This is a genomic window from Agrobacterium vitis, assembly GCF_013426735.1.
GTDB lineage: Bacteria > Pseudomonadota > Alphaproteobacteria > Rhizobiales > Rhizobiaceae > Allorhizobium > Allorhizobium vitis_D.
The window spans coordinates 866,145-879,688 of sequence record NZ_AP023273.1 but is presented as its reverse complement, the minus strand read 5'-3'; the positions used below and the strand labels follow the sequence as shown (position 1 = coordinate 879,688).

The window sequence follows — 13,544 nt, the reverse complement described above, 5'->3', positions numbered from 1 at the left end:
TCAAAGCGCGGGTACGGTGAGATCGGCAATCGGCCCATCGACATGCAGCTTTGCGCCAGTCATTGCCTGCAATTCGTCCAGCGTCATGGCGGCGAGCATTTCACGCACCACGAAGTGACCCTTGTCGATATCGATCACGGCATGGCTGGTATAGACACGGGTAATGCAGCCAACGCCGGTCAACGGGAAGGTGCATTTGTCCAAAAGCTTGAACTCGCCCTTTTTGCTGACATGTTCCGTGATGACGAAAACCTGTTTTGCGCCATGGACAAGATCCATCGCACCGCCCACAGCAGGCACGCCCTTGCTGCCGACCCGCCAATTGGCGAGATCGCCATTTTGCGAGACCTGATAGGCACCGAGAATGGCGACATCCAGATGGCCGCCGCGTACCATGGCAAAGCTGTCGGCATGGTGGAAGAAGGCAGCGCCCGGTTTCAGGGTGACCGCCTTTTTGCCGGCATTGATCAGGTCCCAGTCTTCCTCGCCTTCCGGCGGTGCTTCGCCGAAGTTCAGGATGCCGTTTTCCGTGTGGAAAATCGCCTGACGGCCCGGCGGCTGATATTGCGCCACCATTTCGGGAAAGCCGATGCCGAGATTGACATAGGCGCCGTCGGCAATGTCCTGGGCGGCGCGCCAGGCGATCTGGGCATTGGAAAGCTTGATGTCTTCGCGAGTGTCTATTGTCATGCGTAGGCCACTCCGGCGCGGATCAGCGCTTCTTCCTGTTGCGGATTGGCGACCTCAACGACGCCATCTATGAAAATGCCAGGCGTGACGATGATTTCAGGATCGATCTCGCCAGGCGCAACAATTTTGGAGACCTGTACAATGGCCTTGGTTGCAGCCATGCACATCAGCGGATTGAAGTTGCGGCCCGCCTTGCTATAGGTCAGGTTGCCATGCAAATCGCCGAGATGGGCTTTGACAATGGCGAAATCCGCCTTCAGCCAGCGTTCCTGTACATAATGGCGGCCATCGAACTCGGCAATCACTTTGCCTTCGGCGAGTTCCGTACCGTAACCGGTTGGCGTATAGAAAGCTGGAATTCCAGCCCCGCCAGCGCGAATGCGCTCCGCTAGCGTGCCTTGTGGCACCAATTCAAGCTCGATTTGTCCTGCCAGATAGCGGTCAGTGAAGGCGCGTGGATCGGAAGAGCGCGGAAAGGAGCAGATCATCTTCTTGACCATGCCCGCATCGATCATTGCCGCGATGCCAATCCGGCCATTACCGGCATTGTTGTTGATGACCGTCAGGTTCTTCGGCCCCTTGTCGATCAGGGCGTGAATGAGTTCGATAGGCGCGCCGGAGCCGCCAAAGCCGCCGATCATGACGACGGCACCATCATGTATACCGGCAACGGCGTCTGCCGTGCTGGCGATAGTCTTATCCATGGGATTCTCCCGTTTGCGATTGCGCCAGAGAAAAGTCGGGCGCGCCTCCGACATGGAAGATAGGCCCGGACCGATGACCTCGCAACAAATTTGTGCGATAATTGACATTTGTTCGAATAACGCACAAAGTGCATATCAACGAGGAGGGCGTGATGCGCGAAACGGATATCATGGGCGGGTTTGCCAAAGGCCTGAAGATCATCGAGGCTTTCGAGGAGGCAGCCCCGCGCCTGTCCATCGCAGAGGCAGCAAAGCTGTCGGGCCTGGACCGGGCAACAGCCCGCAGATGTCTGCTGACGCTTTCCCAATTGGGCTATGCCGATTATGATGGGAAATTCTTCTCTCTGACACCAAAGATCTTGCGGCTCGGTCACGCCTGGCTCTCCGCCACGCCATTGCCTGCCATTCTACAGCCGCATCTCGATCAGCTCAGTGAAAAAGTCGGTCAAAGCGCGTCGGCGAGCGTTCTCGATGGGACGGAGATCGTCTATATCGCTCGCGCGTCACAACGGCGCGTCATGTCCATCAACCTCATGCCGGGAAGCCGCTTGCCAGCCTATTCCGCCTCCATGGGGCGGGTTTTGCTGGCCGGAGTGAGCGATACGGAGGTCAGGGCCGTGCTTGAGGCATCGGTGTTGAAGGCCAATACGGCCTTCACCCGAACTGATCCGGAAGACCTCATGGCCGAAATTGCCCATGTGCGGCACCAAGGCTATGCAATCATCGATCAGGAGCTGGAAATCGGCTTGTGCTCTATTGCCGTGCCGGTTTATGACAGTCGCGGCCAGATGGCAGCGGCGATCAATATCGGCGCGCCAGCCGCTCTTATCCCCGCGTCGGAAATGGCTGAGCGTTACCTTCCAGCGCTGTTGGCGACACAAGCTATTCTAAAAGCGTTGCTGCGCTGATCTCCGCCTGCGCTCGGTCGCTCAGGTTTTGGAGTTTTTGTCGTTCCGCGAGGCGCCAGGCCCGCGGTGTGAGGCCGGTTTCCCGGGTGAAAAAACGGGTGAAATAGGCGGGATCGGTAAAGCCGTGGTTGAGCGCGATAGCCTGAATACTGGTTTGACTGAAGATCAACTCCTGCTGGGCGATTTCCAACTGCTTGCGAGCGATCAATTGTTGCAGAGTTGCGCCGGTTCCCGCTTTGGCAAGCCTGTTCAGATGGGTCGGCGAAAGGCCCATTTCCCGTGCATAGAAAGCAGCAGTCTTGTGGCTGCGAAAATTGGCAGCAATCAGTGCCGCAAGCTTTTCCATCCGCCGGTCATTGGCCGTCAGTGTCATCAGGTCTTGGGATGCGTCCGGCGCGGCCTGCCTTGCCAGCAGAAGCACGACGGTCGCAAGATAAGCCTCAAGCAATCCGTTGCGGCCCGGCTTTGCGCCAGCATATTCTTCGGCGATCCGCTCCATCAACAGGCCGATTTCGATTGCGCACGGCTCGCCTTCCAAAGGCATATGGAGAGGCAGGGGCAAAGCCTGTTTCAGGCTGGTTCGAACGGCAAGCGGCAGGGCGGCTGGCAAAACGGTGATGATCATGCCCTTGATTGCACGCGAGAACCGAAATCCATGGCTAAACAGCGGTGGAACGACGATGGCGGCGGGTGGGGTAATGGCTATCACCTTGCCGTCCAGTGTTGCATCTCCCTGACCCTCTGAAATGTACAGAATTTGCAGAAAGTTCTCATGGCGGTGGAGGTCGATCTCGAAGCGATAGAGGCTGCTGCGGGAAAAAAGTGTTTCGCAATGCAGCAAAAACTCACCGGAAACCTCGGTTTTCTCACCATATAGCTTGTAAGTCGGTATGGCAGCCATGGTCGCAGTATCCTTCGTTGATGGTCAAATAGTGCAAGTTTTGGATTGAAAAGTCCATTGAGCTGACGACCCGAAACGATCAATTTCTTGACCACGAGCAAATTCGGGAGGAATTCATGCGTACTCAAGTCGTCATTATTGGCTCAGGCCCCTCTGGCTTGTTGCTGGGACAATTGTTGCATCTCAAAGGCATAGAGACCGTCATCATCGACCGTGTTGGCCGCGACTATATTCTTGGTCGGGTCCGCGCAGGCGTGCTGGAACAGGGCATGGTGGGCATGCTGGAAAAGGCCGGTGCTGCCGATCGCCTCCACCGCGAAGGCCTGCCGCATGACGGTTTTTCGCTGGCATTCGATGGGCGTGATCACCGCATCGATCTCTTTAATCTGACCGGCGGCGACCGGGTTATGGTCTATGGCCAAACTGAAGTGACCCGCGATTTGATGGACCAGCGCGATGCAGCCGGTGCCTTGACCATCTACGATGCCGCCAATGTCGAACCGCACGATTTCTCGGGCGAAAGCCCCTATGTCACCTATGAGAAAGATGGTGTCAGCCACCGGATCGACTGCGATTTCATCGCTGGCTGTGACGGGTTCCATGGCGTTAGCCGCAAGTCCGTGCCCCAGGGCGCCATCAAGGAATTCGAGCGGATTTATCCTTTCGGCTGGCTGGGTGTGATGGCAGAGGTGCCGCCTGTGGCCCATGAACTGATTTACGCCAACCATCCGCGCGGCTTTGCGCTGTGTTCCATGCGGTCCAACACCCGTAGCCGCTACTATGTGCAGTGCCCGCTGGAAGACAAGGTTGAAGATTGGAGCGACGACCGGTTCTGGGATGAGCTGCGCCGTCGCCTTCCGGCAGAACATGCCGAAGCCATGGTGACCGGGCCATCCTTCGAGAAATCGATTGCGCCGCTACGCTCTTTCGTCACCGAACCCATGCGGTTTGGTCGGTTGTTCCTGGCCGGTGATGCCGCGCATATCGTTCCGCCGACTGGTGCCAAGGGCCTCAATCTTGCTGCCAGCGATATTCATTATCTCAGTGAAGGCCTGATTGAATTCTACGGTGATAAATCCAGCGCTGGGATTGATGAATATTCGGTACGGGCGCTGGCCCGCGTGTGGAAGGCCGTGCGGTTCTCGTGGTGGATGACCACCATGATGCACCGCTTTCCTGATACCGGCGATTTCGGGCAGCGCATTCAGGAAGCCGAGCTGGATTATCTCGTTCATTCTCGTGCGGCGTCTACGTCGTTGGCTGAAAACTATGTCGGCCTGCCGTACTGAGCAGGCATAATGGCTGCTGCCGCATCACGGATTGCTTGCATGAGCAGTGATTGCGGCAGCGTTGCCACGGCATCGGCGCGGATGGTCAACCCGACCGGGCCGCGCGTCGGGGAGCTGTCTATCGGAAGGGCGCAAATCGTCCCTTCTGCTATGTCGCCCGCCACAACACCCTCGGAAATCACCCAGACGGCGTCGCTGATTTTCAAAAAGGCTCGACCAAAGGAATCGGAGACCGTTTCGATCTGGTTGGGCAGGGTGGCGACGCCATTGGCGATCAGGAAATAGTCAACCAAGGGACGGATGATCGAATTGCGGGTCGGCATCAGCACCGGAAACTCTCGCATCCGCTCAAACGGCGCCCTTTCTCCCGTCAGCAATGGATGGCCCGACCGGACAACGAAAACCACAGGTTCCGAATAGAGATGTTCAAAGGAAAATCCTGTCATTTTCTCCGGTGCCGCTAGCCGTCCGACCACAAGATCCAGCTCGCCAATCCGTAATTGTTCGAGCAGGACTGAGTTGTCGCCGGTAACGATCTTGATCGGACTTCCGGTGTTTTCCTTCAGGAACGCTGTCATGGCTTGAGGCATGATGCGGGTTGCGACGGTTGGCAACGCGCCGACCCGCACGGGTGGCCCGGCCTTGGCTGCCTCCTGAGAAACCGAGTCGACCGCATGGCGCAGGGCAGTCAGGGTTGCGCCCGCATGACGCAGAAAGACCTCACCATAGCGGGTGATGCGGATGCCGCGGCCCTCGCGCTCAAACAGGCTGACGCCCAAGATTTCTTCCAGCTCACGAACCGTTTTGGTCACAGCGGGTTGGCTGACATGCAGCAGATTGGCGGATTTCACCACGCTTTTTTGCCGCGCAACCTCGACAAAGGTTTGAAGATGACGAAACTTAATGCGCTGATCGATCATATTTTTCATAACCTACAGGTTATCGTTAGTGGCGATAATGTCATTTTACTTAACCGATCGGCTGCTGCAAGATCGCTTTCGGAGGATAAGTGATGAAATTTCTCAAGACCACGGATGCAGTTATTCATTATCACGCGATTGGCCTGGAGAGTGGCAAGCCGGTGATTGCGTTTGCCAATTCACTCGGCACCGATTTCCGGATCTGGGACGAGGTGATCGAACGTCTCAAGGATCGATTCGCCTTCGTGCTGCACGACAAGCGCGGTCATGGCCTGTCGGATCTCGGAAATCCTCCCTATTCGATGGCCACCCATGTCGATGACATGGCCGCATTGCTGGATCATCTTTCGTTGAAACAGGTGATTGTCGTCGGTCTTTCTGTCGGCGGTTTGATTGCTCAGGGCCTTTACGCCAGCCGTCCTGATCTGGTGCGGGCGCTTATCCTCAGCAACACCGCCCATAAGATCGGTTCTGCCGAGATGTGGAACAACCGTATTGCGACAATTCAAGACAACGGCATTGGCTCCTTACTCGAACCGATCATGGAGAGATGGTTTACGGCACCGTTCCGCACGAGGGATAATTCGGTCTATTCGGGGTGCTGCACCATGTTGCTGCGCCAGTCAGCAGAAGGTTATTGCGGCACGTGCGCTGCGCTGCGCGATGCCGATTTCACGGAGCAGGCAGCGGCTATCGGTGTTGCGACGCTTTGTGTCGTTGGCGACCAAGATGGCTCGACCCCGCCGTCCCTGGTGCAATCGCTAGCGGAGTTGATCGCCGGTAGCCGGTTTTCAGTCGTGGCTGATGCGGGCCATATTCCCTGCGTTGAGCAACCGGACGCCTATGTGGCGGCCTTGCTGCCGTTTTTGGATGAGTTGGCCTAACCAAAAAACAACAAACGAGATCGTCGCGGAGACAGAGCGGACATGACGGATAAAACAGACACAGCATCAGAGGCACATCGGCGCGGTATGAAAACCAGACGCTCCGTGCTTGGCGACGCCCATGTGGATCGGGCAACAGCGGCGGCAACCGCCTTCGATCAGCCCTTCCAGACGCTGATTACGGAAAGCGCCTGGGGAACGGTGTGGTCGGGTGAGCAGTGGACGAAACGCGAGCGGTCGATGGTGACCATCGCGCTGCTGGCCGCCCTTGGTCAGGACGAGGAAGTGGCCATGCATATTCGCGCCACGGTCAATACCGGGGCAACCCGCGAGGATATACGCGAAGCGCTGATGCATGTGGCGATCTATGCGGGCGTTCCGGCCGCAAACCACGCGTTCAAGATTGCCAAGGGCGTTTACGCGCAGATGGATGCCGAAGCAGTTTGAGCCTGACCGGGATCAGGATGACTGCAAAGGTGAAACTTGAGGAGGAAAGATATGAAGAATTCCCTGCCGGAGACCGGGCCGTTTTTTGCCCGTGACCGGGATATGCATCCGCCGGCCTATGCCCCCTGGTACAAGACCAGTGTGCTGCGCTCACCGCAGCGTGCGTTGATTTCGCTTGAGGGTACCAAGAGTGAAATTACCGGCCCTGTCTTCGGGCACGGCCTGTTGAACGAGACCGATAACGACCTGATCCTCAACTATGCCAAACCAGGTGAAATGGCGATTGGCCAGCGCATTCTGGTGCATGGCCGGGTGCTGGATGAGCGTGGAGTCGGCGTAAACGGTGCCTTGGTTGAATTCTGGCAGGCCAATGCCGGTGGGCGTTATCGCCACAAGAAGGAAACCTATCTGGCGGCACTCGATCCGAATTTCGGCGGGGTAGGGCGCACCATCACCGACGAGAATGGCTATTACTGGTTCAAGACCATCAAGCCGGGTGCATATCCCTGGCCGAACGGCGTCAATGACTGGCGTCCGGCGCATATTCATTTTTCCATTTTCGGTCATGGCTTTGCCCAGCGGTTGATCACCCAGATGTATTTCGAAGGCGATCCGATGATCTGGCTGTGTCCGATCGTCAAAACCATTCCAGATGAAGAGGCGATCAAACGCCTGGTGGCACCGCTGGATATGAATGCGGCCATCCCGATGGACATGCGCGCCTACAAATTCGATATCGTGTTGCGCGGACGCCGCTCCACACTGTTTGAAAATCGCAAGGAGGGCAACTGATATGGTGCAACCACTCGGTTATCTGAAGGAATCTCCGTCGCAGACGGCAGGCCCCTATGTTCATATCGGTTGCACACCGAATTTCTGTGGCATAGAGGGGATTTTCAAGGAAGATCTCGGTTCTGGTCCGCTTTATAACGACAAAACCCGTGGTGAACGCATCACCATTCGCGGTTTCGTTTATGACGGCGGCGGGAATGCGCTGAAAGACGCGCTGATCGAAATCTGGCAGGCCGATAGCGACGGGCTTTACAACAGTCCGTCGGAAACCGGCGGTAAGGCCGATCCGAATTTCCTCGGTTGGGCTCGTTGCCCAGGTGATATGGCAACCGGAGAATTCGTGTTTCACACCATCAAGCCGGGCAAGGTTCCCTTTGCCGGAGGCCGATGGATGGCGCCGCATGTGACCTTCTGGGTTGTGGCACGCGGGATTAATATCGGCTTGCAGACACGCATGTATTTCCCGGAGGAAGAGGCGGCTAATGCTGAAGATCCGCTTCTGGCGCGTATCGAGCACAAGGTACGGGTTCCGACATTGATTGCCAAAAAGCAGGGCAATGACTACGTGTTCGATATTCACCTCCAGGGTGAAAACGAAACTGTGTTCTTCGATATTTGATTGGTAACATGAGCATTTCTCCTTTCGAACATTCCTTCCTGTCCGGCCTGTTTGGCGATGAGGCCTTTTCTGCCTTGTTTGCCGAGCAGGCAGATATTGCGGCCATGTTGTCCTTTGAGGCGGCGCTGGCCACCGCTCAAGGTGAGGCCGGGGTGATCGAAGTGGGGGATGCCACGGCGATCCAGGCGGGCCTCGCCCGCTTCACAGCGGATCTCGATGCCTTGAAAACGGCCACGGCACGCGATGGCGTGGTCATTCCCGAATTGGTCGGCCAGATGCGCAAAGCTGTCGGCGGGACAAGCGCTGCAAAGCTGCATTTCGGTGCCACCAGTCAGGATGTCATCGATACCAGCCTCGTGCTGCGCCTGAAGATGGCGGCGGAACACCTTGATGAGCGGTTGGCGGCATTGATTGTCGGGTTTGAACAGCTCGATGCCGCTTTTGGGCAGAACGCTCTGATGGGCCATACACGCATGCAGGCGGCCATCCCGATTACAGCTTCAGATCGGATCGCCGCCTGGGTCGGACCTTTGCAACGGCACCGCTCCCGTCTGCGGGCTTTGCTTGGTGATGGTTTTGCCCTGCAATTTGGCGGTGCTGCCGGAACATTGGAAAAGCTTGGCGATAAGGGCCCTGCGGTGCGCGCCCGACTGGCTGAACTGCTTGGCCTTGAGGATGCGCTCCAATGGCATAGCCAGCGTGACCGGATCGTTGCCTTTGCCGATCTCCTGTCATTGATCTCAGGCAGCCTTGGCAAATTCGGGCAGGACGTGGCGCTTCTGGCGGAAATGGGTGGAGAAATTCAATTGACCGGCGGCGGCGGCTCCTCGGCCATGCCGCATAAGCAAAACCCGGTGGGGGCTGAAACGCTGGTGACGCTTGCCCGTTTCAATGCCGTCCAGGTGGCTGGCCTACATCAAAGCCTTGTGCATGAGCAGGAACGGTCCGGCGCTGCCTGGGCCTTGGAATGGTTGCTGCTGCCACAGATGGTTGTGGCGACAGGGGCCGCCACAAAAACCGGTCTGCAATTGATCGGTGCCATCGCCCGGCTTGGCAAATCGGCCTGATATCAAGCGGAAAAACGATGTCCGTCGATTGCAAGGGCGATTATCTCGTCACATCAATCACCACCCGGCCACGGGTTTTCCCGGCAAGGATAGCCTCTGCCAGCGCGGGCAAATTGGACATTGGTTCGATGGTTGTCATGGCTGCGAGGTGGTCGCGGTTGAGGGTTTTATCGAGAAAATCCCAGGCGCGGATGCGTTTTTCCATCGGCGTCATGACGGAATCGATACCCAGCAGCGCCACGCCACGCAGGATGAACGGCATGACGGTGGCAGGCAGGTCGGCACCACCCGCCAACCCGCAGGCTGCGACAGCGCCATTGTAAACGGTTTGGGCGATAACATTGGCAAGCGTGGTTGAGCCGACGCTGTCGATGGCACCGGTCCAACGTTCTTTTTGCAAGGCGCCGGCCTTTTGCGCCAACTCGGCACGGTCCACGAATTGGCTGGCCCCAAGCGCTTTCAGGTAATCATGGGTCTCAGGCCTGCCAGTGGATGCCGTCACCTGATAGCCCCGCGAAGCCAAAAGGCTGACGGCCATGGAGCCAAGGCCGCCGCCAGCCCCTGTTACCAGAACCTCGCCACTCCCCGGCTGGATTGCGCTCCAATCCTCCAAAGCCAGCACGGCCAGCGCTGCGGTATAGCCAGCTGTGCCGATGGCCATTGCTTCCTGCAAGGAAAAGCCTTCGGGCAAACGCAGCAACCATTCAGGCTTGACCCGCTGGTAGCGGCTATAGCCGCCGCCTTCTGTCTCGGTCATGCCAAACCCGTTGACGACCACGCGGTCACCGGGTTTCCAACCCGGCGAGCGCGATTCTACCACTGTTCCAGCAAGATCGGCACCGGCGATGATGGGGGTGCGCCGGGCAATCCGACCGGCGCCTGTAAAGGCCAATCCATCCTTATAGTTCAAGGTCGAATAGGAAACCTCCACCAGCACATCGTGATCGGCCAGATCGGCCAGTGTCAATTGCCGAAAGACGCCTTTTGGCTTGCCGTCAATGGTGTCGATGACGATTGCGGTGAATGGTTCGGTCATGATTGTCTCCTCACTATCAGTGTCGTGGAAACTGCCATGTCCAGTCCGGCCTGGCTACTGTCGATTCGTCTAAGCGGGTTGGGGTATGAATGGGCAAACCAGCGGCATTCCTTTGAGAACGATGAAGAATGGGGTGTGGCCCATCGCTGTGCCTCTCGCCGGACGAATAAAATGCGTCCGCTGGCCTATCCGGGGCGAAAAAAATTCTGACTGCGATTATCCCCTGTTTTCAAGGCGCTGAGGGCGGGCGTTGATCTGTGCTCTTCCAGCCACGCATTGAAAAACAATGGGTTATACGCGGGGTTTCGCAAGGTTTCGCCCAGTTATGATGCGGCTTGGAAAGGAGTGATTAACCTTTATTTTTTACTTCTATAGGGGATAAGAGCCATTCCAAATGAACTGTTAGGCATCATGCGCGTTCCCACACAGAATAGTCCCCGTTCTTCCGATCAGTCCGGTCATGACGATCCGCAGTCTGGCGCGGTGTCTTCATCCGATCAGGGCCGCCAGTCCGGTCCGAACGGACCGCTGGAGCCTTGGCAATCGGCCTTCGTCTTGGGCCCGAATGTGCGCTTTACCCGCACACCGGAAGCCGCCATCAACAAGCGCCGGGAAGCAGAAGCTGCAGCCGAGCAGGCGGCAGTCGTCGCCGCCTTGCAGAAGGCTGTAGATCAGGCTCGCGTATCCACCCCTGTGGTCTCCGCCTCCCCCGATCTGGCCTCGACCACGGCGATGCCTACCTCTATCGCTCCTGATTCAGCAGCGCAGAACACGGGCTTTTTCGGATTGCCGAAGACGGGCAGTCCGTTGATCGTCCCGCGCCGTGCGCCTCCACCAAGGCCGGTGAATGCGCGCCCGCCGCAGCCCGTTGCCGATGTGTCAGTGGCTGAACCTGTTCAGGAACATGAGGCTGCCCAGGCTGAGATGGTTCAAGTGCCACAGATCGTTATCGCCCCGCAATTTTCGCCGGAGACACTGGTGCGGCCCTTGCCGAACGCACAGAAAGCCGAATCTATCGGTGCGGACCTGCCGCAATTGCCGGAGGCGCTGCGTTTGCGTCAGGCTGCGGCAGCCATGCGCATGGCAGAGAATATCGAGTTGAACCTGCGCAATGAGAGCCTGTTGGTGGCTGCTGCTGCCGAAATTCCAGCTGATAGAGGGCAGGCGGCGCCTGTTGTCGCTACAGCCCAGTTGTCGGTGTCCGATTTTGCATTTTTTGAAATGCTCGCCGATCCCTTTGATCTTCCCGTCGAGGTGGAGGCTCCCCAGGTTGCTTTGGCGCCGGTATGGACGCCCATTCCCGCAGTGGAACCTGTATCGCAGCCGGTTAGTGGCTCGGTGGCAGCACTTTATAGGGAAATCCGGGTGCGCCATGGTGCGGAACAGGCGATTTCGGTGCCTGCTCCTGCCATCGTTGTCGAAGAGAATGCCGCGCAGCTCTTTCCGCCTGCGCCAGTCATGGAGCAGACAGTCGAACTCGCCGCGGAGCCTGAAATTGTCGTTGACGTAACGGAAGCGGCTCCTGTCGATCTCGCCCCTTGGGAAGAGCCGGTCGAGCCTGCTGAGGTGGTTCAAGCCCTGTCGTTTGTTGAAGCTCAACCGGTCGTTTTGGCACCGGTGGCCATTGCTCGTCCCGTTTCGGAAACTATTCGAGCCAATCGTGCCATTGGCGGCTTGGAAATGAACCGTCATCATCCGTTCGATGGTGATTTCGTTTTCCCGTCGATCGGCCTGTTGCAGGAACCGCCGGCTGCTCGCGCCGAAGCCATGTTGCCGGAAGCACTGGAGCAGAGCGCCGGTTTGCTGGAAAGCGTGCTGGAGGATTTCGGCATTCGCGGCGAGGTCATCGACGTGCGTCCCGGCCCTGTCGTAACGCTGTATGAATTCGAACCGGCCCCCGGCATCAAATCGTCTCGGATTATCGGCCTTGCTGATGATATCGCTCGCTCAATGTCAGCGCTCTCGGCCCGTGTTGCTGTTGTACCCGGTCGCAATGTCATCGGCATCGAATTGCCCAATGCCGTGCGCGAAACCGTTTATCTGCGCGAATTGATCGAATGCGAGGATTATTGGGAAAGCCGGTTCAAGCTGGCGCTTTGCCTCGGCAAGTCGATTGGCGGCGAACCTGTTATCGCCGAACTCGCCAAGATGCCGCATCTTCTGGTGGCAGGCACGACGGGTTCAGGCAAGTCCGTGGCGATCAACACGATGATCTTGTCGCTGCTCTACCGTCTAAAGCCGGAGGAATGCCGGTTGATTATGGTTGACCCGAAAATGCTGGAACTGTCTGTTTATGATGGCATTCCGCATTTGCTAACCCCCGTCGTGACCGATCCGAAAAAGGCCGTCATGGCGTTGAAATGGGCGGTTCGTGAGATGGAAGACCGCTACCGCAAGATGTCGCGGCTCGGCGTGCGCAATATCGATGGCTATAATGCCCGCGCTGCCCAGGCACGCGAAAAGAACGAGGTGATTACCGTCAGCGTTCAGGTCGGATTTGATCGTCATTCAGGCGAGATCCTCTATGAGGATCAGGATCTCGATATGTCGCATATGCCTTATATCGTCATCATCGTCGACGAAATGGCCGACCTGATGATGGTGGCCGGCAAGGAAATTGAAGGCGCGATCCAGCGTCTGGCGCAGATGGCGCGTGCGGCGGGCATTCACTTGATCATGGCGACCCAGCGGCCGTCCGTCGATGTCATCACCGGCACGATCAAGGCGAATTTCCCGACCCGGATTTCCTTCCAGGTGACATCCAAGATCGATAGCCGCACCATTTTGGGCGAGCAAGGTGCTGAACATCTGCTGGGCCAGGGCGATATGCTGCACATGGTTGGCGGTGGCCGGGTCTGCCGCGTCCACGGGCCGTTCGTCTCGGATGCCGAAGTCGAGCAAGTCGTAGCGCATCTGAAGACGCAGGGTCGCCCTGAATATCTCGGCACGGTAACTGAGGAAGATGGCGGCGAACCTATGGCGAGCGCACCCGCTGTTGAGGAGAGCTATGATCGTGCCCCGGTTGGTGGTGGTAGCGAAGAGAGCGACGAGGTTTATGAAAAGGCCGTCAAGGTGGTGCTTCGGGATCAAAAATGCTCGACCTCCTACATCCAGCGCCGTCTTTCGATTGGCTATAACCGTGCGGCTTCGCTGGTGGAGCGCATGGAGCGCGAAGGTCTCGTCGGTCCGGCAAACCATGTCGGCAAGCGGGAAATTATCGCCGGTTCTTCATCTGAACCAGTTGGGAGTGGCATTGGTTTTGATGACGTCGATTGACGCGAGAGACC

Annotated in this window: 13 protein-coding genes; 8 read left to right on the top strand and 5 right to left on the bottom strand. The window is 57.6% G+C overall.

All coding sequences use genetic code 11. The features are described from left to right. Entirely contained in the window at positions 1 to 690 is a 690-nt protein-coding gene (locus tag H1Y61_RS21170; protein WP_180574722.1) for a CoA transferase subunit B, read from the bottom strand. After that, positions 687 to 1,394, bottom strand: a complete 708-nt coding sequence (locus H1Y61_RS21165) for a 3-oxoacid CoA-transferase subunit A (protein ID WP_180574721.1) — start codon at positions 1,392 to 1,394, stop codon at positions 687 to 689. The genes H1Y61_RS21170 and H1Y61_RS21165 overlap by 4 nt, the downstream gene beginning before the upstream one ends. Before the next feature lie 152 nt (positions 1,395 to 1,546). Here H1Y61_RS21165 and H1Y61_RS21160 point away from each other — a divergent pair, with 152 nt between their 5' ends. Further along, positions 1,547 to 2,302, top strand: coding sequence for an IclR family transcriptional regulator (locus tag H1Y61_RS21160; protein ID WP_180574720.1), 756 nt, complete (start codon positions 1,547 to 1,549; stop codon positions 2,300 to 2,302). Here the strand turns inward: H1Y61_RS21160 and H1Y61_RS21155 are convergent. Next, positions 2,277 to 3,203, bottom strand: coding sequence for a helix-turn-helix domain-containing protein (locus H1Y61_RS21155; RefSeq protein WP_180574719.1), 927 nt, complete (start codon positions 3,201 to 3,203; stop codon positions 2,277 to 2,279). The two genes, H1Y61_RS21160 and H1Y61_RS21155, sit on opposite strands and share 26 nt — an antisense overlap. A gap of 116 nt (positions 3,204 to 3,319) precedes the next feature. Here H1Y61_RS21155 and pobA point away from each other — a divergent pair, with 116 nt between their 5' ends. Further along, positions 3,320 to 4,492 (top strand): 4-hydroxybenzoate 3-monooxygenase, encoded by a 1,173-nt coding sequence (pobA, locus tag H1Y61_RS21150; protein WP_156553011.1) that lies wholly within the window; start codon positions 3,320 to 3,322, stop codon positions 4,490 to 4,492. On the opposite strand, the gene pcaQ is transcribed toward pobA, so the two are convergent. Next, positions 4,471 to 5,412, bottom strand: a complete 942-nt coding sequence (gene pcaQ / locus H1Y61_RS21145) for a pca operon transcription factor PcaQ (protein WP_180574718.1) — start codon at positions 5,410 to 5,412, stop codon at positions 4,471 to 4,473. The two genes, pobA and pcaQ, sit on opposite strands and share 22 nt — an antisense overlap. 92 nt (positions 5,413 to 5,504) lie before the next feature. On the opposite strand from pcaQ, the gene pcaD reads away from it, so the two are divergent. The 5 genes from pcaD to H1Y61_RS21120 are packed head-to-tail and all read left to right on the top strand — an operon-like array spanning position 5,505 to position 9,221. Next, the gene (gene pcaD, locus H1Y61_RS21140; protein ID WP_180574717.1) at positions 5,505 to 6,296 is read left to right on the top strand and encodes a 3-oxoadipate enol-lactonase; all 792 of its coding nucleotides are present in this window, start codon (positions 5,505 to 5,507) and stop codon (positions 6,294 to 6,296) included. Positions 6,297 to 6,338: 42 nt separating this feature from the next. Continuing rightward, positions 6,339 to 6,743, top strand: coding sequence for a 4-carboxymuconolactone decarboxylase (gene pcaC / locus H1Y61_RS21135; RefSeq protein ID WP_071207110.1), 405 nt, complete (start codon positions 6,339 to 6,341; stop codon positions 6,741 to 6,743). Between the two features lie 51 nt (positions 6,744 to 6,794). Beyond that, positions 6,795 to 7,535: a protocatechuate 3,4-dioxygenase subunit beta gene (gene pcaH, locus H1Y61_RS21130; protein ID WP_012654371.1), complete on the top strand. Its 741-nt coding sequence runs from the start codon at positions 6,795 to 6,797 to the stop codon at positions 7,533 to 7,535. Position 7,536: 1 nt separating this feature from the next. Then, positions 7,537 to 8,154 carry a protocatechuate 3,4-dioxygenase subunit alpha gene (pcaG, locus tag H1Y61_RS21125; RefSeq protein ID WP_156540153.1) on the top strand — a complete coding sequence of 206 codons (618 nt, stop codon included), beginning with the start codon at positions 7,537 to 7,539 and terminating at the stop codon, positions 8,152 to 8,154. 8 nt (positions 8,155 to 8,162) lie between these two features. After that, the gene (locus H1Y61_RS21120) at positions 8,163 to 9,221 is read left to right on the top strand and encodes a 3-carboxy-cis,cis-muconate cycloisomerase (RefSeq protein WP_180574716.1); all 1,059 of its coding nucleotides are present in this window, start codon (positions 8,163 to 8,165) and stop codon (positions 9,219 to 9,221) included. Positions 9,222 to 9,261: 40 nt separating this feature from the next. Here the strand turns inward: H1Y61_RS21120 and H1Y61_RS21115 are convergent, their stop codons facing one another. Then, a complete protein-coding gene (locus H1Y61_RS21115; protein ID WP_180574715.1) occupies positions 9,262 to 10,257 on the bottom strand; it encodes an MDR family oxidoreductase in 996 nt (331 codons plus the stop codon). Positions 10,258 to 10,668: 411 nt separating this feature from the next. On the opposite strand from H1Y61_RS21115, the gene H1Y61_RS21110 reads away from it, so the two are divergent. Further along, positions 10,669 to 13,533 carry a DNA translocase FtsK gene (locus H1Y61_RS21110; protein ID WP_180574714.1) on the top strand — a complete coding sequence of 955 codons (2,865 nt, stop codon included), beginning with the start codon at positions 10,669 to 10,671 and terminating at the stop codon, positions 13,531 to 13,533. Positions 13,534 to 13,544 lie beyond the last annotated feature (11 nt).